Source organism: Streptomyces sp. NPDC033845, assembly GCF_055576225.1.
This window is the reverse complement of the sequence record NZ_JBVIRI010000011.1, coordinates 65,277-86,954: the sequence shown is the minus strand read 5'-3', so window position 1 is coordinate 86,954 and position 21,678 is coordinate 65,277. Positions and strand designations below refer to the sequence as shown.

Annotated in this window: 18 protein-coding genes; 9 read left to right on the top strand and 9 right to left on the bottom strand. The window is 75.6% G+C overall.

The window, feature by feature from the left end; translation table 11 throughout:
• The first annotated feature begins 34 nt into the window (after nt 1-34).
• Nucleotides 35-457, top strand: a complete 423-nt coding sequence (locus ACZ50K_RS23495) for a DUF350 domain-containing protein (protein ID WP_468906237.1) — start codon at nt 35-37, stop codon at nt 455-457.
• 159 nt (nt 458-616) lie between these two features.
• A complete protein-coding gene (locus tag ACZ50K_RS23490; RefSeq protein WP_468906234.1) occupies nt 617-2,224 on the top strand; it encodes an alpha/beta hydrolase in 1,608 nt (535 codons plus the stop codon).
• Between the two features lie 23 nt (nt 2,225-2,247).
• Here the strand turns inward: ACZ50K_RS23490 and ACZ50K_RS23485 are convergent, their stop codons facing one another.
• Both ACZ50K_RS23485 and ACZ50K_RS23480 read right to left on the bottom strand, forming a co-directional pair.
• Entirely contained in the window at nt 2,248-2,586 is a 339-nt protein-coding gene (locus ACZ50K_RS23485) for a hypothetical protein (RefSeq protein WP_468906231.1), read from the bottom strand.
• 277 nt (nt 2,587-2,863) lie between these two features.
• Entirely contained in the window at nt 2,864-3,784 is a 921-nt protein-coding gene (locus ACZ50K_RS23480; protein WP_468906229.1) for a MurR/RpiR family transcriptional regulator, read from the bottom strand.
• Nucleotides 3,785-3,966: 182 nt separating this feature from the next.
• Between ACZ50K_RS23480 and ACZ50K_RS23475 the strand changes: the two genes are divergently transcribed.
• Nucleotides 3,967-4,917, top strand: a complete 951-nt coding sequence (locus ACZ50K_RS23475) for an AEC family transporter (RefSeq protein WP_468906226.1) — start codon at nt 3,967-3,969, stop codon at nt 4,915-4,917.
• Nucleotides 4,918-4,972: 55 nt separating this feature from the next.
• Nucleotides 4,973-5,422, top strand: a complete 450-nt coding sequence (locus ACZ50K_RS23470; RefSeq protein WP_468906223.1) for a hypothetical protein — start codon at nt 4,973-4,975, stop codon at nt 5,420-5,422.
• Here the strand turns inward: ACZ50K_RS23470 and ACZ50K_RS23465 are convergent.
• The 5 genes from ACZ50K_RS23465 to ACZ50K_RS23445 form a co-directional block, all read right to left on the bottom strand.
• Entirely contained in the window at nt 5,346-6,359 is a 1,014-nt protein-coding gene (locus ACZ50K_RS23465) for a pyridoxal-phosphate dependent enzyme (RefSeq protein WP_468906220.1), read from the bottom strand. The genes ACZ50K_RS23470 and ACZ50K_RS23465 overlap by 77 nt on opposite strands.
• Before the next feature lie 77 nt (nt 6,360-6,436).
• Nucleotides 6,437-7,273 carry a Rossmann-like domain-containing protein gene (locus ACZ50K_RS23460; RefSeq protein ID WP_468906218.1) on the bottom strand — a complete coding sequence of 279 codons (837 nt, stop codon included), beginning with the start codon at nt 7,271-7,273 and terminating at the stop codon, nt 6,437-6,439.
• Nucleotides 7,274-7,316: 43 nt separating this feature from the next.
• Nucleotides 7,317-8,099 (bottom strand): ABC transporter ATP-binding protein, encoded by a 783-nt coding sequence (locus tag ACZ50K_RS23455; protein WP_468906215.1) that lies wholly within the window; start codon nt 8,097-8,099, stop codon nt 7,317-7,319.
• Nucleotides 8,096-9,223 (bottom strand): FecCD family ABC transporter permease, encoded by a 1,128-nt coding sequence (locus ACZ50K_RS23450; protein WP_468906212.1) that lies wholly within the window; start codon nt 9,221-9,223, stop codon nt 8,096-8,098. The genes ACZ50K_RS23455 and ACZ50K_RS23450 overlap by 4 nt, the downstream gene beginning before the upstream one ends.
• A complete protein-coding gene (locus ACZ50K_RS23445) occupies nt 9,213-10,241 on the bottom strand; it encodes an ABC transporter substrate-binding protein (protein ID WP_468906210.1) in 1,029 nt (342 codons plus the stop codon). Before ACZ50K_RS23445 ends, ACZ50K_RS23450 begins: the two co-directional genes overlap by 11 nt.
• Nucleotides 10,242-10,448: 207 nt before the next feature.
• Here ACZ50K_RS23445 and ACZ50K_RS23440 point away from each other — a divergent pair, with 207 nt between their 5' ends.
• The gene (locus ACZ50K_RS23440) at nt 10,449-11,723 is read left to right on the top strand and encodes an MFS transporter (protein WP_468906207.1); all 1,275 of its coding nucleotides are present in this window, start codon (nt 10,449-10,451) and stop codon (nt 11,721-11,723) included.
• A 124-nt stretch (nt 11,724-11,847) separates the two neighbouring features.
• The gene (locus ACZ50K_RS23435) at nt 11,848-12,813 is read left to right on the top strand and encodes a class I SAM-dependent methyltransferase (protein ID WP_468906204.1); all 966 of its coding nucleotides are present in this window, start codon (nt 11,848-11,850) and stop codon (nt 12,811-12,813) included.
• A gap of 89 nt (nt 12,814-12,902) precedes the next feature.
• On the opposite strand, the gene ACZ50K_RS23430 is transcribed toward ACZ50K_RS23435, so the two are convergent.
• Entirely contained in the window at nt 12,903-14,480 is a 1,578-nt protein-coding gene (locus ACZ50K_RS23430) for an IucA/IucC family protein (protein ID WP_468906202.1), read from the bottom strand.
• 52 nt (nt 14,481-14,532) lie between these two features.
• On the opposite strand from ACZ50K_RS23430, the gene ACZ50K_RS23425 reads away from it, so the two are divergent.
• The 3 genes from ACZ50K_RS23425 to ACZ50K_RS23415 all read left to right on the top strand — a co-directional run bounded on the left by ACZ50K_RS23425 (nt 14,533) and on the right by ACZ50K_RS23415 (nt 20,431).
• On the top strand, nt 14,533-16,107 hold the full coding sequence (locus tag ACZ50K_RS23425; RefSeq protein ID WP_468906199.1) for an IucA/IucC family protein: 1,575 nt from the start codon (nt 14,533-14,535) through the stop codon (nt 16,105-16,107).
• A gap of 101 nt (nt 16,108-16,208) precedes the next feature.
• Nucleotides 16,209-17,660 (top strand): SWIM zinc finger family protein, encoded by a 1,452-nt coding sequence (locus tag ACZ50K_RS23420; protein WP_468906196.1) that lies wholly within the window; start codon nt 16,209-16,211, stop codon nt 17,658-17,660.
• Nucleotides 17,657-20,431 (top strand): DUF7824 domain-containing protein, encoded by a 2,775-nt coding sequence (locus ACZ50K_RS23415; RefSeq protein ID WP_468906193.1) that lies wholly within the window; start codon nt 17,657-17,659, stop codon nt 20,429-20,431. The genes ACZ50K_RS23420 and ACZ50K_RS23415 overlap by 4 nt, the downstream gene beginning before the upstream one ends.
• On the opposite strand, the gene ACZ50K_RS23410 is transcribed toward ACZ50K_RS23415, so the two are convergent.
• Nucleotides 20,385-21,641, bottom strand: coding sequence for an RNA polymerase sigma factor (locus ACZ50K_RS23410; RefSeq protein WP_468906660.1), 1,257 nt, complete (start codon nt 21,639-21,641; stop codon nt 20,385-20,387). The genes ACZ50K_RS23415 and ACZ50K_RS23410 overlap by 47 nt on opposite strands.
• Nucleotides 21,642-21,678 lie beyond the last annotated feature (37 nt).

The following is a 21,678-nucleotide window of genomic DNA, read 5'->3' as shown; positions in this document are numbered from 1 at the left end:
TCCCGCCCCCGACATCCTCCAGGCAGGCTTCTCAATGAGCGACATCATCAACGGACTTGGCCGTACCTCCGCCTACGGAGGCGTCGGCCTGGTGCTGCTGATCCTCGGCATCGTCCTGGTGGACGTGCTCACCCCGGGGAAGCTGGGCCGGCAGATCTGGGAGGACCGGAACCGGAACGCCGCCATCATGCTGAGCTCGGCGCTGCTGGGCATCGGCGGGATCGTGTTCACCTCGATCTACACCACCTACGACGACTTCGGTAAGGGACTGGCCTCCACGGCCGCCTTCGGGGTCCTCGGCCTGGTGATGATGGGCGTGGCCTTCCTGGTGGTGGACCTGGTGACCCCCGGCAAGCTCGGCGCCATCGTGGTCGACCCCGAGCCGCACCCGGCGGTGTGGGTGACGGCCGCCTGCAACGTCGCGGTCGCCGCGATCGTCTCGGCCTCCATCACCTGAGCCCTTCCGGCGCGTTGACAGCGGCATTCCGGCCATGCGTCCGGAATGCCGCTCCTTCCTGAGGTGGACGGAAAGCGGCCCTCCGGGATGATTCGGCGGTGCCGTCCGGTGCAAGAGTGTGGGCTCCGATCCGAACTCCACGGAAAGGACGGGCACTTCGTGCGCCTGAAACGCCTCGGCACCCTGCTGGCCGCCGCCGGCCTGCTCGCCACCGCCACCCCGCTGCTGTCCACGCCCTCGGCCTCCGCCGCCCCGGCGGAGGCCGCTGCGGCGCAGCGGTTGGCCTGGAAGCGCTGCAGTCCGGACCAGCCGGCCGCCTACCAGTGCGCGACCCTCCGGGTCCCGCTGGACTACGCGCGCCCGCAGGGGCCGACCATCGAACTGGCCGTGTCCCGGATGAAGAGCCAGAACCCGGCCCGCCGGCACGGGGTGCTGCTGCTCAACCCGGGCGGCCCGGGCGGAACCGGCCTCGACCTGCCGCTCTACCTGAACGCGGACATGGGCAAGGACGTCCGCGACCGGTACGACCTCATAGGCTTCGACCCGCGCGGCACCGGGGCCAGCACCCCGATCAGCTGCGGGCTCACCCCGGCGGAGGAGGAGATCAACCGGCCGTACCACCCGGGGACCTTCGGCTCCGACGTGGCCTGGGCGCGAACCGTCGCCGCCAAGTGCAAGGCCGCCGCCGGCCGCATGCTGCCGCACATCACCACCCGCAACACCGCCCGGGACATGGACGCCATCCGGGCGGCGCTCGGCGAGCGCAGGATCTCCTACCTGGGCTACTCCTACGGCACCTACCTCGGCGCGGTGTACACGCAGCTGTTCCCGCACCGGACCGACCGGTTCGTGCTGGACAGCGGAGTGGACCCGCAGCGGATCTGGCGCGGCATGATCCAGGTCTGGGCCACCGAGGCCGAACCGGCCTTCCGGCGCTGGACCGAGTGGACCGCGAGCCGGTCCTCGGAGTACCGGCTCGGCCGCACCCCGAAGGAGGTCTCCAAGACCTTCTGGAACCTGGTGGTCCGGGCGGACCGGGAGCCCATCGAGTACGAGGGCACCAAGTACAGCGGCGACGACATCCGGGCCGGCCGGGCGATGTTCTTCTACCCGGAGTCCGCGGCCCAGGCGGTGGCCGCGCTGAAGGCGGCGGCCGAGGGCAAGCCGGCCGCCGGTCCGCTGCCGGAGGCCCTGCGCGCCCCCGAGGCGCTGCCGGGCCCGCGGCACTCCGGGACGAAGGCGGCCCGCGCGGCCGAGCCGGCCCCCGACAACGGGACCTCGGTGTTCTGGGCCGTGGTCTGCTCGGACACCGGCAACTGGCCGCGCGACCCCGCGCAGTACCGCAAGGACGCGATCCGGGACAAGGCGCGCTACCCGCTGTACGGGGACTTCGTCTCCAACATCAAGCCCTGCGCCTTCTGGCAGCAGCCCCGGGAGCCGGCCACCCCGATGCGGATCGCCGCCCCGGTGCTGACCGTGCAGAACGAGTGGGACTCCCAGACCCCGCTGGTCAGCGGCAAGGGACTGCACAAGGCCCTGAAGGGCTCGCGGATGGTGACGGCGATCGGCGGTGAGGGGCACGCCGTGTACCTCGTCGACCTGAAGTCCTGTGTCACCGCTCCGGTGGACGCCTATCTGACCACCGGTCGGCTGCCCGTGAGGAACGTCGACTGCCGGAACGCCCCGGCACCGGCCGACCGGCGGGAGCCGACTCGGGGCGGGCACCCGGTCTTCCCGGGGGCCGGTTCGGACCGCTTCGGCTCCTGAGCCCCGGGGGCGGGGCGTGCCGCTCAGCGGCGGAGCGCCTCGCCCACCAGCCGTATGCCGCGGGCCAGCCGGCCGAGCTGTTCCAGCTCGATCGCGTACATCCGGATCGAGTTCTCGATCACGGACTCGGCCACCCCGAGGGCGGGCAGTTCCTGCCGGCTGGTGTGCAGGGCCACCCGGACCGCGCGGATCTCGTGTTCCACCTGGAGCCGGGCGTGCCGGGCCAGCAGGGCGGGGTGGCGGGTGAGGGTGGAGTATCCGGCGTAGCGGGCCGGCAGCAGGTCGCGGAGCCAGCGGGCGGCCGTGCGCTCCCACTGGGGTGTTCCGGGCGCGTTCACCTCGGAGGGCCAGTCGTGGGGCATTCTCGTCGCTTCCGAAGGGGTGTCGAACGGTGATCGAGAGTGGGTGGCGGCCTCGGCCCAGGGGTTGACCGAGGCCGCCGTGGCGCACCGTGCGGACGTGTGGGGTCCGGGCGGGTGCTGCGTCCGGCCGGCGTGAGGAGGAGTAACGCCGACCTGGGCGGTCCGTGTGGCCTGAGTAAACATATTTACCGTCGAGTAAGCAAGCGCATGAAAAATTTCATGCGATCTCAGCACTGAAAACGGTGTGAAAACCTCCTGGTGGGGGCGGTGGCAGGGGCTACAGGAAGAACCCGTGCTGCTCCGCCACCTGCTCATAGGTCTCCAGCCGGGCCTGGGTGCGCTCCGGGTCGGCGTCCGCCATGGCCTGGAGCACCGCCGCGGAGAGGATCCCCGGAGCCGCGTACGAGTCGAAGACCAGCCGGGAGCCGGTGCCCGCGGTCAGCGCCACATCCGCCTCGTCCACCAGCGGGCCCAGGGTCAGATCCGTGATCAGCGCGACCCGCAGCCCGGCGTTCCGGGCGGCCCGGAGCGCCGCCAGGGTCTCCTTGGCGTGCCGCGGCATGCCGAAGGCCAGCACCCAGGTGCCGCCCGCGGCCCGGGACTGCACCAGGGTGTCGAAGGCCACGCTGCCGCCCTGGGTGATCAGGCGTACGTCGGGGTGGATCCGCCGGGCCGCGTAGGCGAAGTACTGGGCCATCGACACCGAGATGCGCAGCCCGAGCACCGTCAGCGGCACCGAACGGGCCAGCTCCCGGCCGAGGTCCAGCACCTGGTCGGTGTCGGCGAGCAGCCGCCGGACCCCGTCCAGGTTCTCGATCTCCGCGTCCACCGCCGCCTGGAGGGCGTTGCGCCGGATCTCCCGGCTGCTCTCCGGGGAACCGGCGACCGCGCTCAGCGCGATCGGCTGGAGCATGTCCCGCAGCGCGGGATAGCCGCTGAACCCCAGGGCGGTGGCGAACCGGGTCACCGAGGGCTGGCTGACCCCGGCCCGCTCGGCGAGCTCGGTGATGGAGAGGAAGGCCGCCTCGGTGAGGTGGTCGACGAGGTACTGGGCGATCCGCCGCTGGCCGGGGGAGAGGCGGTGGCCGTTGAACAGGGCCCGCACCCGCTCCGCCGGGGCGCGCTCGTGCCCGGCCGCCTGGCCTGCGTTGGATGTGATCGCGGCCGCCTGCGCGCGGGCCCGCTGCCCCGATGGCACCGTCGTGCCTCCTTCTCGTGCGGTCGTTTCCAACATAGCCCACCCGACCGCCCCGACGATCTTTAACGGCCCTACCCGGCCCAGCTGTCCATGATCCGGACGGCGTAGGATCCCGGGGGCCGTGCCGAGCAGGCGGAACGGACAGCCGTCGGGGGCGGGCGGGCGGACGGCGGGGGCGGAGCATGGGCACGGCGGCGGCACTGGAGAAACTCGTCCCGGTACTGCTCGCGTTCGGCGGCGGGGTCCTGCTGGCCCGCCGGAAGACCGTCCCGGCCGAGGCCTCCCGGGCCTTCGCCGACTACGCCTTCCTGTTCGCCGTCCCCTGCTACCTGTTCGGCAACATCTACGCCAGCGACCTGGGCGCCCTGTTCCACTGGCGGGCCCTGCTCGGCTACGCCGCGGCCGCCGGGCTGGCGGTGCTGCTGGTCGGGTCCGCCGCCCGGCTGCGGCACGGCCCGGGACCGCGCCGGGCGGCCCTGCGGATCATGGCCTCCGTCCAGGTCAACACCGCATACTTCGCGGTGCCGGTGTTCATCACCGTGTTCGGGACGGCCGCACCGATCTTCCCGGTGCTGCTGTTCCAGGTGTGCGTGCTCTCCATGGTGGTCATCACCGTGATGGAACTGGGCCGGCCCGGTCCGGGCCCGGCCGGCCGCGGCCCGCTCCGGGCGGTCGGCGCCTCGCTGGCCACCCCGCTGGTCCTCTCCTGCAACGCCGCCATCCTGCTCAACCTGCTGTCCGTCCCGGTGCCGGAGGTGGTCCTCGACGGATTCGGCTTCGTCGGCGACAGCGCCTCCCCGGTCGCGCTGTTCGCCCTGGGACTGCACCTCGGCGGCCTCGGCCTCGACCTCCGCGGCACCACCGCGGAGGAGGCCGCCATCATCGCCTTCAAGTGCCTCGGGTTCCCGCTGCTCACCTGGGCGGTCTGCGGGGCCCTGTTCGGGGTGTCCGGCGACTGGCTGGTCCATCTGGTGCTGATCGCGGCCATGCCCACCCCGCAGAACCTCTTCATCTTCGCCCAGCGCTACGACGTGGACGTGGACCTGTCAGCCGCCCTGGTGATCAAGAGCTCGGTGGTGGCCCTGCTGCTGCTCCCGCTGTGGCTCCGCTGGGCCGCCCTGGTCGGTCCGTAGACCCGCCCGGCGGCCCGGCGGGATGACGTCCCCGGCGGTCGGTCGTTGAGAGGGCATGGAGCCGTCCCTTGAGCCGTTGCCGAGCGCCGCCGCGCCGGGTGTCCCGGAGCGGGCCGACGCCCTGGCCGAGGCAGCCTGCCACCTCTTCGACGAGGCCGGGGCGGGCCGGTGGAACCGGACGGCCGCCGAGGACGCCGCCGAGGCCATCGAGACCACCGCCCACGCCCTCGCCGAAACCCACCCCGGCGCCCCGCTGATCCTGGCCCCGGTGCACACCGCGCTCGCCGAACTCCGGCGGCACCTCGGACTGCCGCCCGCGGACCCGCTGACCGCCGACGGACCGCTCCCCGCCCCGCGGACCCTGGGCAACCCCCGCCGGACCCGCCGGGCCGCCCGCCCGGCACCGGCCGCCCGGCCGGAGGCCCCCGTCAGCCGCCCAGCGGTGCCGGTGCCCGCCCCCACCGCATCCGGCACCAGGGAAGAGCCAGCGCCGTCGGGTCGCTGACCTCGGCCGGCGCCAGTCCGGAGACCGGCGGCACCTGCGCGTACGGGGCGAACACCGAGTCCACGTAACGGTGTCCGGTGTCCGGGGCGAGGAACACCACCGGCCCGGACGCACCGCCCCGGCACGGGTCCGCCTCCCAGCGGGCCGCCAGATAGGCCGCCCCCGAGGACAGCCCGGCGAACACCGCGTGCCGCCGCAGCAGGTCCACGCTGCCCGAACGGGCCGCCTCGAAGCCCACCCAGTGGACCGTGTCGTACAGCTCGTGCCGCACGTTGCGGAAGGGGATGGAACTCCCGATCCCGGCGATGATCACCTCCGGATCCGGGACGTGGCCGGCCCCGAAGGTCACGCTGCCGTACGGCTGCACGCCGACCAGGTCCACCTCCCGCCCGGCCTCCCGCAGATAGCGGCCCAGGGCCCCGGTCGAGGCACCGGTGCCCACTCCGCCCACCAGGGTCAGCGGGCCGCCGCCGAGCCGCTCCCCGACCAGCTCGGCCACCTCCCGGTACCCCAGGCAGTGGATCCCGTCGTGGTACTGCCGCATCCAGTGGTAGTCGGGGTGCGCCGCCAGGATCTCCCGCACCCGGGCCACCCGCCGCTTCTGGTCCAGCTTCAGGTCGTCGCTGGGCACCATCCGCTCCAGGGTCGCGCCCAGCACCTCCAACTGGACTCCCAGGGTGCGGTCCACGGTCGCCGAGCCGACGATGTGGCAGCGCATCCCGTAGCGGTGGCAGGCCAGCGCCAGCGCATGGGCGTAGATCCCGCTGGAACTGTCCAGCAGGGTGTCCCCCCGGCGGACCGCCCCGGTCTCCAGCAGATGGCGGACCGCGGCCATCGCCGAGAGCACCTTCATCGTCTCGAAGCGCAGACAGACCAGCCGGTCGTCGAGCCTTATCAGGTCCGGTCTGCCGACCGCGTCGGCGTAGTGCTGGTCCATGGAGGTGCTCCCTCTTCCCCTCGTGTGCGTGGACGACCCGGACGGGCGCGGCCGTCGGGTCCTGCGGTGTCCTCCGGTCATGCGCCCGCGCGGTACCGGTACAGGACGGTGGGATCCGCGCTGAACTGGGAGAAGGGGAACGGCTCCGCGGACAGCGCGGTCACCCCGGCCCCCAGGAAGGCGCGGGCCACCGCGCCGCCGCTCTGCGCGTACACCGCCAGCGGCAGCCCGCGCTCCCGGCAGACCGCCAGCAGGGTGTCGAAACTGCCGTTGCCCAGGGTCATCCCGGTGGCGACCACCGCGTCGGCCTCCGCCAGCACCTCCGTCATGTCCCGGCTCACCGGGTCGCCCCACCGGGTGGCCTTCAGGTTCAGATCGCAGGGCAGCGGGATCCCGCCGCGCTCCCGGATGGCCGCCACCAGGGGGTCGACCACCCCGATCAGGGCGACCCGGGCGCCGGCCGGCAGGTCGAGCAGTCCGGCCACCGCCGCGTCCCGGGCGGCCGCCCGGACCTCGGGCGGTCCGGCGGGCAGGGTCACCTGCTCGGCCTCCGGGGCGTCCCGGTGCGGGCGGACCGCGCCCAGGTACGCGTCCAGGGCGGCGGTCCGCAGCGGTGCCGGGCCGTCCAGCAGGAGCCGGTCCAACGGCTGTCCGGAGGCCTCCGCGCAGACGGCCGGATCGATCTCGCCGGCCTCGAAGGCGCAGCCGCCGAACGCGGATCCGACCCGCACCAGGACGTACTGGTTGCGGTAGGTGGTGTCACCGCCGGCCAGCCGGGTGCCGTGGTGGATCCAGAACACGCTGGTGGCCACCAGGGTGTCCGGGCGCGGGCCGTGCCGGCCTTCGAGCACGGCCCCGGTCAGTTCGGCCACGCTTCCCGTCCCGGGGGCGGCCATCGGTGCTGTCGTCGTCATCTCTCGTCTTCTCTCCGGTCGGTGGAAGGGGGTGCCGGGCGGGTCAGGGGGCCGGCCGGCGGGGGAGCGGGCCCCGGTAGGCGACGGAGGGGCGGCCGAACCGGTCCGGGCCGGTCTCGGCGTCCACCGCGAACACCTCCGCCAGCCGCTCCGGTGCCAGCACCTCGGGCGGTGGACCGGCGGCCACCAGCCACCCCCGGTCCAGCAGCAGCAGCCGGTCGCAGTAGCGGGCGGCCAGGGACAGGTCGTGCAGGGCCACCAGCACCGTCCAGGGGCTGCCGGAGAGCAGCTCCATCAGCTCCAACTGGTGCGTGATGTCCAGGTGGTTGGTCGGCTCGTCCAGCAGCAGGCAGGGCGCCTGCTGGGCCAGCGCCCGGGCGATGCGGGCCCGTTGGCGCTCCCCTCCGGACAACTCCCGCCAGGGGGTGCCGGCCCGGTCCGCCAGGCCGACCCGGGACAGGGCCGCGTGGACGGCGGCCCGGTCCGCCGGGCCCGGTCCGCGCCAGCGGTCCCGGTGCGGGATCCGGCCCAGCCCGGCCACCTCCGCGACCCGCATCCCGCCGTCGGTGGCCGCGCTCTGCTCGACGAAGGCCAGCTGCCGGGCGATCCGGCGCGGACTCCAGCCGGCGATGTCCTCGCCCCCGTACCGGACCCGTCCGGCGGACGGTCGGCGCAGTCCGGCCAGGCAGCGCAGCAGCGAGGACTTGCCCGAGCCGTTGGGTCCGATCAGGCCCACCGTCTCGCCGGGGGCGACCTCCAGGTCCACCGCGCGCACCACGGTGGCCTGGCCGGCCCGCCAGCTCAGCTGCTCCGCGGTGATCCTCACAGCTCCCCCCGCCGCCGGAGCACGAGCAGGAAGAGCGGCACCCCGGCCAGGGCGGTGAACACCCCGACGGGGACCTCCCGGGGGGCGAAGGCGACCCGGGACAGGGCGTCCGTCCAGACCAGGAACACCGCTCCGGCGGGGGCCGCGTAGGGCAGCAGCCGGCGGTGCAGCGGCCCGGTGAGGAAGCGGACCCCGTGCGGCACGATCAGTCCGACGAACCCGATGGCGCCGACCGTGGCCACCGCCACCGAGGTCAGCAGCGCCGTCACCACCAGCAGCAGCCGGCGGACCCGGGCCACGTCGATGCCCAGGGAGGCGGCGGTGTCCGCGCCGAAGGACAGCGCGTCCAGGGCGGGCGCGCAGCACCACACCACGGCCAGCCCGAGTCCGGTGACGGCCGCGCAAAGGGCCACCGCCTCCCAGCGGGCCGGGGCCATCGAGCCGAGCAGCCAGTGGGTGACCGCCCGGGTGGTGTCCGCGTCCCCGGCCGCCATCAGCACCAGGGAGGTGAGCGCGCCGAACAGCTGGCCGACCACCACGCCGACCAGGACGATCCGGGAGGAGTCCAGGCCGGTGCCGCGGAGCAGCAGCAGGAGCAGTCCGAAGGAGAGCAGGGACCCGGCGAGGGCCCCGCCGGTCACCCCCAGCACCCCGGCGCCCACCCCGAGGACCACCACCAGGACGGCTCCGGCGGAGGCGCCGGAGGACACCCCGAGGAGATAGGGGTCGGCCAGGGCGTTCCGGGTGACGGCCTGGAGCACCGTCCCGCACACCGCGAGGGCGGCTCCGACCAGTGCCGCCATCAGCACCCGTGGCACCCGCAGGTCCCAGACCAGCGAGTCCAGCAGCGGGGGCAGCGGGGCGAGGTCCAGTCCGAGGCGCGGGCCGAGCACCCGGGCCAGGTCCGTCCAGCCGATGTCGGCGGTGCCGACCAGGACGGCGGCGGCCAGCGAACCGGCCGTCACCACCGCCACCAGCACCGGCGGCACGGCCCGCCGCAGCAGGCCGGACGGCCCGCCGGGCGGGCTTCCGGGCGTACGGTCCGGGGGCGCGGGCCGCGCCCGGTCCGGCGGCGGCGCGGCGGCCGCCGGGTCGAGGGGTCCCGGGCGGGTGCTAGCGGACATGCCCGAGGTCCTTGAGCCCGGCGGCCAGCAGTTCCAGGGCGTGCACCGACCGCACGGAGGGGTCCATCTCGATGCCGGGGACCTCGATCATCCGGTTCTGGCGCACCGCGCGGAGCTTGGACACCACCGGGTGCCCGGCGAGCACGGCACGCTTCTCGGCGGCGCTGTCGCCGGGGCGGCCCCGCTCGGAGAGGTCGCCGAGCACGATCACGTCGGGGTCGCGCCGGGCGATCTCCTCCCAGGTGACCTCGGGCCAGTCCTCGGCCACGTCGTCGAAGGCGTTCCGGGCGCCCGCCAGCCGGCTCATCTCGCTGGGGAGGCCGCCGCGCCCGGCCACGTACGGGGTGCCGTTGAACGCCGAGTACAGCCACACCACCCGGGGCCCGTCGGCCCGTCCGGCGGCGCCGGCGGCGGCCGCGTCCACCCGGGCCCGCTGGGCCGCGGCGAGCCGCTCGGCGCGTTCGGCGACCCCGAACACCCGGCCCAGCGAACGGTAGTCCTCGAAGAGCAGGTCGAAGGGGCGCCGGCCGGCGGGCTGCTGTCCGGGGCAGTCCACCGCGCTGACGAAGGCGGGCACGCCCAGCCGGCCGAGTTCGGCGCGGGTGCCCGCCCGGTCCTTGGTGAACAGGTCGGCGGAGGAGCCCAGCACCATGTCGGGTCCGGCGGCACGGAGTTGTTCGGCGGTGAGGATCTTCGGGCTGAGCACCGGGACCTTGGCGTAGGCCCCCCGGTAGGCGGGGGCGACCTTGGTCTTGAGGTTGGCGGTCCCGGCCATCCGGTCGCCGAGGCCCAGTTCCAGGAGCAGCTCGGTGGTGTTCTGGTCGAGGGTGACGGCGCGCTGCGGGGGGCGGGCGAAGGCCAGCGGCTGTCCGCAGCTGGTGAGGGTGGTGGCCGCTGCCCCGCCGGTGGCACCGGCGGTGGCGGTGCGGGCGGGTGCCGGGTCCGCGCAGCCGGTGAGGGTCAGGGTGAGGGCCAGGGCGGGGAGCAGGGCGAGTGCGGGACGGCTGGGGTGGCGCACGGGTGGATCCTCCGTGGATTCAGGCAGGTTGAAAGGCGCAAAAAGGGCAGGGAACGGCAAAGCGGGCCCATCGGAACGTGGGGCGCTGCCCGTCGGTGGGCTCCGACGAGTGTGTACTGTAATGGCAATCGTTTTCATTAAGCTAGTCCGGGGTGGCCCCGAAGACTCGCCCCGGCATCCCGCCCACACCCCAAGGAGCAGCCCGACGTGGCGACTTCACCCGCCCGGACCACCCCCGACAGCGACCGGACCGGCCCGCGCCCGATCCTCCTCGACCCCGACTTCCTCCGGCTCTGGTGCGCCACCACCGCCTCCGGACTGGCCACCTGGGCCCTGCCCTTCGTCCTCGGACTCGCCGTCCTCACCGGAGAACTCGGCCCGGCCGCCCTCGGCCTGGTGCTGGCCGCCCGGACCGCCGGATTCCTGCTGGCCGTCGCGGTCGGCGGAGTCCTCGCCGACCGGCACTCCCGGCGCGCCGTGGTCCGCTGGGCCGGGCTGGCGGCCGCGGCCGCCGCCCCCCTGCTCGCCGCCGGACTCGGCCGCTCGGTCCCGCTGATGACGGCCGCCGCCGTGCTGGCCGGCGCCGGACAGGGCGCCTGCCGCCCCGCCTTCCAGGCCCTCACCGCCGAGGTGGTCACCCCCGAACGGCGCCGCCACGCCAACGCCGCCATGACCCTCTCGGTCCGCGTCACCACCCTGGCCGGACCCGCCCTGACCGCCCTGCTCGCGGTCCTGCTGGACACCCGCGCCCTGCTGCTCGGCATCGGACTGCTCTGGCTGACGGCCGCCCTCGCCCCCGCCCGGACCGCCGGCCCGGGCCCGGCCGCGCCCGGCGGGGCGGCCCCGCGCGGCAGTCTCCGTACCGAGTTCCTGGACGGGGTCCGGGAGGCCCGTCGGCACCCCTGGTTCCTGGCCGGGCTCGGCGCCCTCACCGCCGTCATAGCCACCGGCTACTCGGCCACCGCGGTGGCCCTGCCCCTGGTCAGCCGGGACCGCTACGGCACCGAGGTGGTGCTGGCGGCCGCCACCACGGCCTACACCCTGGGCGCCCTGGCCGGGGCCTTCGCCATCGCCCGGCTCCGGCCCCGCAACCAGGGCTGGGCCGCCCTCGCCGGACTCGCCGCATACGGTTTCGCCCCGCTCAGCCTGATGCTGCCGGTGCCCGCCGCGGTGGTCCTCGCCGCCTACGCCCTCGCCGGTGCCGGCATCGAACTGTTCAACGTCCCCTGGTTCACCGCCACCCAGCGCGAGGTGGCCCCGGACCGGCTGGCCCGGGTGTCCTCCCTGGACTTCCTGATGTCCTACGGGCTGGCACCGGCCGGACTCGCCCTGATCGCACCCGCCGTCACCGCCTTCGGCACCGGCCCCGTCCTGCTGGTCTGCGCCCTGGTCTGCTTCACCGCCCCGGCCGCCGCCGCCCTCGCCCCGACCGCCCGGCACTTCTCCGCAGATGAACGTCCGGTGACGGCCGGTCGACAGTAACGGGCAGCTTCGGCGGAGCCGTTGCGCATCCGGGAAACGGCCATAGGGTCGGAACCGCAGTTGGTTCCCGGGCCGGGAGGCGGCCCGGCGGATCCTTGCCACTTTCCCGGAGGACGACCGCTCCATGTCTGAAGACCCCGCAGCCGCACTGCCCGCCCCGACCAGCCTCGACGAGGTCAAGGGCTGGTTCTTCGCCGTCGACCAGCTGCTCTTCGATTGGTTCCTGAGCAGGCAGAACGCAGAGCCGGCCGACCCGGCGGACCCGGCGGACCCGGCGACGCGCGGGGACCTGCTGGAACTGGGCGCCTACATGGGGAAGAGCGCGGTGTTCCTCGGCGGCTACCTCCGCGAGGGCGAGGAGTTCACGGTCTGCGACCTCTTCGACTCCACCCCGCCGGACGCCTCCAACCTCAAGGAGATGGAGCAGTCCTACTCCACCCTCACCCGGCGCGCCTTCGAGGCGAACTACCTGTCCTTCCACGACTCGCTGCCCACCGTGATCATGGCCCCGACCTCGGTGGTGCCCGACCGGGTCCGGCCCGGCAGCTGCCGGTTCGTCCACGTCGACGCCTCCCACCTCTACGAGCACGTGCACGGGGACATCGCCGCCTCCCGGCAGGCCGCCGCCCCCGGCGCCGTGGTCGTCTTCGACGACTTCCGCGCCGAGCACTGCCCGGGGGTCGCCGCCGCCGTCTGGGGCGCCGTCACCCACGAGGGACTCCGGGTGATCGCCATCACCGGCACCAAGATGTACGCCACCTGGGACGACGCCGAACCCCACCGCGAGGCGCTGCTGGCCTGGCTGGAAACCCGCGAGGACCTGTGGCACGGGGTGGAGGAGGTGGCCGGCGCCCCGCTGATCCGGATCGTCGGCAAGCGGGCCGTGCCCCCGGAGCTGCCGAGGTCCCGCCACCGGGCGCCCGAACCGGCACCGGCGGCACCGGAGCCCGCGCGGCCGGAACAGCCCGCCCCGGCAGCCGAACCGGCCGCCGCCCCGGCCCGCCGGCCGCGGTCCCGGGCGAAGAAGCTGGCCAAGGACCTGCTGCCGCCGATCGTCACCCGCGCCCTGGTCTCCCAGCGCCGCCGCTGACCCCGGCCGCACCACCCGCACCATCCGCACCACCCGAACCGCCCCGCCGCGCACCGTCCGTGCGGGGCGGGGCGGTTCTCCTGTACCGCCTAGCCGACGGCCAGCGGGTTGGGCAGCTCCGTCCACTGGTCCCCGGACACCCCGGGGCTCAGCCGCATCAGGGTCAGCGCCTTGGTCGGCAGCGGCCCGCCGAGCACGGCGGCGGTGTCCGGACCCGGCGGCAGCAGCCCGGCCGCCGCGCCCAGCGCCTCCCCGAACGCCGCCGCCGAACCGGCCGTGGCACCCAGCGCCCCGGTGAGGACCGAGCCGAACAGCTTCCGCCGCAGCACCAGCTCGTCGTCCGTGACCAGCCGGCCCGCCACCGGCGGCACCGGCAGCCCGTTCCGGGCCAGCCGCGCCGGACTGATCCGCACATCGGCCAGGTCCCGGTAGACCAGCCGCACCGGCTCCCCCGAGGCCGAGAGGACGACGAGGAGGTTCTGGCCGTGCGCCTCCAGGGCCACCCCCAGCTCCAGCACCCGCATGCACACCGGCAGCACCAGCCGTGCGAAACGCTCCAGCCAGCCCGCCGAACCGGGCAGACCGGTGGCCGCGAGGGCCCCCACCGGAACCACCCGCTCGCCCGCCGCCGGATCCGCGTACACCTCCGGGGCCTCCCGCAGCACGGCCGCCAGGTCCGGACTGTAGGCGGTGGCCGCACCCAGGGTGCGGGTGAAGTGCAGCCGCCCGTCGAGGCGTTCGGCCAGCAGCTGGGCGAACCGGGAGACCGCCTCGGCCGTCTCCACCGAGTACACCGAGATGTCCCGGACCGAGGAGGTCAGCCGGCTGCTCAGCGCCGTCTTGATGTGCGGGGCGGGCCCGGAGCCACCGCCGAACGGACCCGCCCCGGCCGGCGCCAGGGTCCGCAGGGACATCAGCGGATGCGCCTCCAGGCCCGCACGGTCCGGGGCCGACTTCAGGACGTGCCCCGCCTGCCAGGGGTGCACGGGGATCAGCACCCGGCCGCCGTCCCGCAGGCCGTCCGGCCAGTCCCCGGCCAGCAGGGCCGCACCCGCCGGAACCGCCGCCAGCCCCAGCTGGACCACCGGGCCGTGCTCCGGCGCGTACGCCAGCTGCTCCGCCGCCGAGAAACCCGGCCGGGAACGGCAGTTGGGGTGGTACGGGTGTCCGTCCACCACCCGCTGCTCCCACTCCCAGCCCGCCACCGGCCGGTCCGCCGGCCCGGTGCCGGCCGGCCGCAGGGCGGCCGCAGCCCGGGACAGCGCCAACGAGGCCGTGCTGTGGTCGAGTTCCTCGGCGAACGCCGAACCGTAGGGCAGGTCCAGCGCCCGGACCAGCCGCCCGGCCTGCCCGAACTCCCGCCCGTCCAGGTCCACCCGGCGCACGTACGCGTCCGTGGCGTACGGGTCCGCGGCCGGACCGCTCAGCCGCGCCCCGGCGGCCGACACCAGCGTCAGCCCGTCCGGCCCGGCCTCCCGCCGCACCACCCACGGCAGCGGATCCACCGCCAGGCCCCGCCACAGCCGGGTCAGCACCGCCGCCCGCGCCCCGGGCAGCGCGGCCCGGAAGCCCGCCGCCAGCCCGGGCCGCACCGCAAGCAGCTCGCCGGCCATCGTCTCCTCGGCCGGCGAGGCCGCGTACCGGTCGTCTTCGTACCGGTCATCCATGTCGTCTACCCGCTTCCGCGTCAAAGGCCCTCACCACGGATACTAGGAATCCGTGAACCACATCTCCGACGCCGCCGACGCGTACGCCGCCGCCCCGCTCCTCAACTGCCTGCTCCAGGAGGCGGCCGACCGGGTGTCCGACCGGATGTCCGACGGGGTGTCCCACCGGGTGCACCGGCTGCGGGCCAGCGGCCGGCTGATCCGGGTGGCCGGCGGCCGCCGCCCGGTCCGCCCCGAGCTGCGCACCCCGGCCGGCTGGCAGCCCCTGGGCCATGCCGAGCTGGTCAAGCTCACCGCCGACGAACTCCGGCAGGGCACCGGCGTCCCCAACGACGAACTGCCCGCCGAGATGGCCGACAGCCGCGAGGTGGTGGCCGCCCTGCTGGCCGCCCGGGAGCTCTCCGGCCCCCCGGAGGACCCCTACCTGCGCTCCGAGCAGGCCCTGGTGATGGGCCACCCCAGCCATCCCGCGCCCAAGACCCGGGGCGGCGGCCCGGCCGCGAGCTGGCTCCCGTACGCCCCCGAGGCGCACACCAGCTTCCCCCTGGAGTTCCTCGCGGTCCGCGCCGACCAGGCGGCCGAGGACGGCGGCCCGCGGGCGGCCCGCGAGGTGGACGGGCTGGCCGAACTCCTCGACGGCCCGCCCGCCCCGCCCGGATACCGGCTGCTGCCCGCCCACCCCTGGCAGCTCGCCCTCACCGGGGACGCCCCGGAGATCCGGCGGGCCCTGGCCGACGGGCGGCTCCTCCGGCTGGGCCCCACCCGGCTCCCCGTCTGGCCCACCGCCTCCGTACGCACCGTCTACGCCCCCGGCCGGAACGGCACCGCCGACCGGTTCGTCAAGTTCAGCCTGGACGTGCGGATCACCAACGACATCCGCCGGCTGTGGCGCCACGACCTGCTGAAGCTCCGCGCCACCGACTCCGCCGTGGAAACCGCCTTCGCCGCCCGCCCCGGCCCGGCCGGCTGGCTCGCCGACCGCGGCTACCGGACCGCCTCCTTCGCCTTCGAGGAACTCGCGGTCCTGGTCCGTGACGGATTCGACGGCCACCTCCTGCCCGGCGCCACCCCGCTGCTCGCCGCCGCCCTCGCCGAGGGCTTCGAGGGCGGCCCGCTGTCCGCCCTCACCGCCCCGGCCGGCTGGTGGGCGGCCTATCTGCGGCAGGTGGTACCGCCGGTGCTCGGCCTCTTCGCCCGGGACGGCATCGTGCTGGAGGCCCACCTCCAGAACACCGTGATCGCCCTCGACCCGGCCGGAGACCCGGTCCAGGCCCTGTTCCGCGACGCGGAGGGGGTCAAGCTGGTCCCCGAGGTCGGCCGGGCGGCCGGCTGGCAGCGGCTGGTCTACTGCCTGCTGGTCAACCATCTGACCGAGATCGCCGCCGCGATCGGCGAACGGCACCCGGCGGTGACCGGCTCGCTGTGGCCGGCGGTCCGGGCCGAACTGCTCCGCTCCGGGGCCGGGATCCCCGAGGTGGCCGAGCTGCTCACCGCGCCCGAACTGCCGGGCAAGGCCAATCTGCTGCTCCGCTGGACCGGCGCGGACGGCGCCTCGGCCCGCTATCTGCCCCTGCCCAACCCCCTCGCCGCAACCACCCCGACCGCCCCCTGGAACAACCCTTCCTGACCGCCCGTCATTGCGAACGGGAACGGTGAACCGGGGTGGGGGAGGCGGTCCGCGCACCGTCCGGCGGGGCGTTGTCAGAGGCCCCGCCTAGCGTTTCGGGCATGACGACAGCGCACACCTTCGCCTATGTCCGCCCGTCCGCCCTGAGCTCCTCGGCGGCCGGCCGGACCCTCGGCCTGGAGACCTCCGGAGGCCTCACCCCGGTCGGTGCCGAGGCCCATCCCCAGTTCTTCGCCGGCTTCCTGAGCGCCCCTCAGGCCGCCGCCCGGGCCCTCCTCGCCGTCGCGGACGTGGCCGCCGCCCGGTACTTCCGGCGCACCCTGCGGGCCTCCCTGGACCCGGTGGTGACCGGCAACGGCGACCGGCTGCGCTTCGAGTCCTTCTCCGGCTGCTGCGGGGTGTACGCCCGGCTCGACGTCCTGCCCGAGGGGCTGCGCGGCGCCGACACCGGCCACGGCACCACCAACGTGGACGTCAACCACCCGCTGCGGGCCGCCCTGACCCGGCTCACCGGGGACGATCCGCTGCACCTGCGCGTCGGGCCGGACGAGATGGCGGTCACCACCCTGGACGGACCGGTGGTGGAGAAGAAGGTCCCGCTGCCCGACCGCTGGCTGCGCGGGTTCGCCGAGTCCCAGGTGGTCTCGGCCGGCTTCGACCTCCGGGCCGAACTGACCGCCACCGAGGCCGTACGGTTCCTCCGCGGCCTTCCGCGCGCCGCCCCCGGCGGCGGCTCCGCCGGAGCCGCCGGCTGGGTGGTCCCCGCCGGGCGCACCCTGCGCCGCACCACCCGGCCGGTCCCCGGCGCGGTCTGCCTGCCCGGGCCGGAGCGCCTGGCCGCCCTCCAGGGAGTGCTGCGGCACGCCACCGGACTGCGGGTCTTCGGCCCGGCCGTGACCGGCCCGGACTCCGGCGCGCCCACCGCGAGCGCCTGGGAGCTGACCCTGCCCGGCATGCGCCTCACCCTCACCCTGTCCCCGGAGCCGGACCGCGGGTTCTCCGGCGAGGGAGGGGTCCTGGAGGCGCTGGCCACCGACGAGGCCGCCGCCGACGCCGAACTGGTCTCGGTGCTGCTGGCCTGGGAGCCGCGCATCGACCCGGCCGACCTGGCCGAGCAGTCAGGACTGCCGGTGGCCCGGGTGCGGGCCGCGCTGGCCCGGCTGGGCACCGCGGGCCGGGTGGGGTACGACATCGCCGACGCCGCCTACTTCCACCGCGAACTCCCCTACGACGCCCGCCGGGCCGAACGGCACAACCCCCGGCTGGTCGCGGCCCGCGCCCTGCTGGCGGCCGGCGCGGTCGGCCCCGGCACGGACGGCACCACCGTGGTCACCTCCGGCGAACGCCGCTACCAGGTACGGGAGTCCGGCGGCGGCGCGCTCAGCTGCACCTGCCAGTGGTGGGCCGACTACCGGGGCCGGCGCGGCCCCTGCAAGCACGCCCTCGCCACCCGGATGGCCCTGCGGGCCGCCGGTACCGCCCCGGGCGGCGCCGGCCACCCCGCCGCCGCGTCCAGCACCGACCCCGCCGCCCCGACCGGAGCCACCCGATGAACACCGCCACCACTGACGCGACCACTGCCACCCCCTCCGCCGCCACCGACTCCTCCGCTGCCGGGGCCGCCCCCGCGGGAACCGCCGTGCACACCGTGATGGAAGCCGTCCGGGCGGGCCGTACCACCGGACTCGCCGACCTCGTCGCCGGTCTGGACCGGGCCGAGCGCCGTGCCCTGCTCCCCGAGCTGAAGGACTACCGCCGCGAGGTCCGCGGCTGGGACTGGAACCGCTGGGACGCCCGGGCGCACCGGGGCCGGGCCCTGCTCATCGCCGGGGCCGGCTGCCACACCGGTGCCGCCGCCGCGGCCGCCTGGATAGGCGCCCGCGACCTGCGCGGCTGGCAGGGCCTGCCGGAGGCCGCCCTGCTGCGGGTGCTCGCCGACCGGGAGCCCAAGTGGCTGGGGGACCTGGCGCACCGGCTGGCCGGGCGGGCCGCCACCGCCGCCCAGGACCATCCGCTGATCAGCGAGCTGGTCCGGCTGGCCGGCTGCCCGGTGCCGCTGACCGACGGCTATCTGGAGGGCTGGGCCACGGCCGTGTCGACCGCCACCCCGGATCCGTCGTCCGGCCGCCGGGTGCCGCTCGCCCACGCCCTGCGCGCCGACCCGCACGCCGCCGAGCTCGTCCCCCGGCTGTTCGAGACCGCCGAACCGGTCACCGCCTTCGCCTGGCGCTCCGACCCGGACAAGCCGCACCACTGGCCGTCCGCCCTGGTGTCCCTCGCCGAGCACGGGATCGTCGACCGGGCCGTACTGGTCGACGGCTGCACCGGCCGGCTGATCCGCGGCGGGAAGCCCGGGCACCTCGCCTTCTATCTGACCCTGCTCCAGCGGCTGGCCCTGACTCCGGAGGAGGAGCGCGAACGCGCCGCCGACTGGCTCGCCCTGGCCGCGACGGCACCGGCGGCCGTGGCCGGGCACGCCCAGCGGATCCTGGCCGGGCTCGCCGAGACCGGCGGCCTGGACATCCGGCTGCTGGCCGAGATGTCGGACGCCGTCCTCTTCCGCCCGGAGAAGAAGTTCGTCCGGGCCCAGCTGGTCCTGCTCGGCAAGGTGCTGCGCCGGGACCCGGCCACCGCGGCCGAACTGCTGCCGGTGGTCGGTGCGGCCTTCGGCCACGAGGACACCGACATCCAGGACCGCGCCCTGAAGCTGGTCGCCGCGCACCTCGGGAAGGTCTCCGGCGAGGACCCGGAACCGTACGAGCGGCTGGCCGGGCTCGCCGCGCTGCTCGGCCCGGTGCACCGGGACCGGGCCGCCGAGCTCTTCGGGGCCGAGGCCGTGCCCGCGGACCCCGCCGACCAGGAGGAGACCCTGCCGCCCCGCCCGGTCCCGGCCCTGCTCGCGCCCGCCCCCGGGACCGTGGCCGAGACCGTCGAGCTCCTCGCGGCCCAGCTCAACTCCACCACCGCCGCCACCGAACCCACCGTCGCCGAGTTCGAGCGGGCCCTGGACGGTCTGGTCCGGCACGCCCACCGGGACCGGGCGGCCCTCGCCGAAGCGCTGCGCGCCGCCCTGGCCCACCGCTGGTGGCTGGAGCCCGGACGGGTCGGCGGGCTGCCCACCGCGGACCGGTTCGCGGGTCTGGAGCTGGTCGCGGCCGCCGTCGTGGACGGGGTGGCCCCGCTGCCCAAGCGGCCCCGGTCGCACCCGTCGACCACCCGCTTCCACGAGGACTGCGCGCACACCGCCCTCCCGCTGGTGCGGGAGCGGCGGCTGCGCGAGGCCGCCCACCGGATCCAGACCGCCCCGCTGCCGTTCCTGCTGGCCGTCCCCACCGACGAGACGGGCTCCCTGGAGCCGCTGGAGCTGATCGCCCGGCTGGCCGAGTACCGGCGGCTCGGTGTGGAACCGGCCGCCGCCGACTTCGCCCAGGCGCTGTTGCGGGTCCGCCGGGACCCGGCCGCCCGTTCCGCGGCGGCCGGGATCGGCACCCGGGCCGGAGACCGGCTGGCCGCCTGGATCGGGGTCGCCGGGGTTCCCGCGGCGCTGTCCCGGCGGATCGCCGAGGAGCCCGTCCGGCCGGGCGCCCCCTGGTGGGAGCGGGCCGGCCGGCTGGAGCGGCCCCATCTGGTCCTGGAGACCGGCGAACGCCCGCTGGACCGGGACCTGTTCCCCCGGGAGTTCCGCGACCTGGGCCGGGCCTGGCCCGGTACGGTCCGCTGCCGCTGGTGGCGGATCAGTGCCGCCGACCTGTCCGTGATGCCCCAGGACCGGGAGACCCTGGCCGTCTGGCTGCTGCCCGAACTGACCGGCTGTGCCGCCTCCGACGAGTCCGGTGCGGCCGCGACCCTGCCCCGGCTCGCGGAGGCGGGCGGGCCGGCCGGGGAGGCCCTGCACCTGGCGGTGGCCACCGGACTCGGCGCCCGGCAGGCCGAGGACCGGTTGGCCGCGGTCGACGCCCTGCTGACCCTGGCCGCCCGGGAGGAGCTCGACCCGGCGAGGCTGGGCGCGGACCTGGCCGCCCAGCTGACCCTGGGCACGGTCAAGCCCAACCGGCTCGCCGACGCCGCCCGGACCGCCGCCTCGACCGGGGCGCACGCCACCACCTGGGCCGTGCTGGGGGTGGCCCTGCCCGCCCTGCTGACGGCGGAGACGGTGCCGACCGGTGCGGGGGAACTGCTGGCGGTGGCCGCCGACTGCGCGGAGCGCTGCGGGGCCCGGGGCGGGGAGCCGGAGGGGTTGGCGGCCGTCGCCGGGCGCGGCGGTCGGTCCCGGCTGGTCACCCAGGCGGCCCGGCTGACGGCGGCTCTCCGGGCCCACCCGTAGGGCCGGGCGCGGTCCCGCCCGCCCGGTCCGCCCGGGCGCGCAGCAGGTCGCGTTCCCGGGTGTTGCGGGTGAGGGCCGCGGCCCGCTCGTACTCGGTACGGGCCTCGGTGCCGCGGCCGAGCCGTTCCAGCAGGTCCCCGCGGACGCTGGGCAGCAGGTGGTACTCGCGCAGCGCGGGTCCGGCGGCCAGCGCGTCGACGAGTTCCAGGGCCGGTCCGGGGCCCTGGGCCATGGACACGGCCACGGCCCGGTTGAGTTCCACCACGGGGGAGGGGACCAGCCGGACCAGGCGCCCGTAGAGGGAGGCGATCATCGCCCAGTCGGTGTGCTCATAGCGGGCGGCCCGGGCGTGGCAGCCGGCGATGGCGGCCTGCACGGCGTAGGGGCCGGTGCCGGCCCGGGACAGGGCGGTCATGCCGCGGGCGATGAAGAGCCGGTTCCAGCGGGTCCGGTTCTGGTCGGCGAGCAGCACGACCTCCCCGTCCGGGCCGGTCCGGGCGGGGATCCTGGAGGCCTGGAACTCCAGCAGCGAGGCCAGCCCGTGCACCTCGGGCTCCTCCGGCATCAGTGCCTGGAGCATCCGGGCCAGCCGGAGGGCGTCCTCGCAGAGGGCGGGGCGGACCAGGTCCTCGCCGGCGGTGGCCGCGTACCCCTCGTTGAAGACCAGGTAGACCACCTCCAGGACGGAGGACAGCCGGGCCGCCCGGTCGGTGCCGTACGGGACCTCGAAGGGCAGTCCGGCCCGGGCCAGGGAGCGTTTCGCGCGGACGATCCGCTGGGCCACGGTCGGTTCGGGGACCAGGAAGGCCCGGGCGATCTCCGGGGTGGTCAGTCCGCCGAGCAGCCGCAGGGTGAGGGCGATCCGGCCCGGGGTGGGCAGGACCGGATGGCAGGCGGTGAAGATCAGCCGCAGCAGGTCGTCGTCGATGTCCTCCGGGTCGGCCGGTTCCACCCCGTGCTCCCCGGGCGGCTGGTCCCGCAGGGCCCGCCCGACCTCGGAGAGCTTGCGGGCGTAGGTCTCCTTGCGGCGCACCAGGTCGATCGCCCGGTGTTTGGCGGTGGCCATGAGCCAGGCGCCCGGCTTGTCCGGGACACCCGACTCGGGCCACTGCTCCAGTGCGGCGACCAGCGCGTCCTGCGCGATCTCCTCGGCGATGCCGATGTCGCGCACGATCCGGGTCACCCCGGCGATGATCCGCGCGGACTCCATGCGGAACACCGTCTCCACCGCCGAGGCGGGAGTGCCG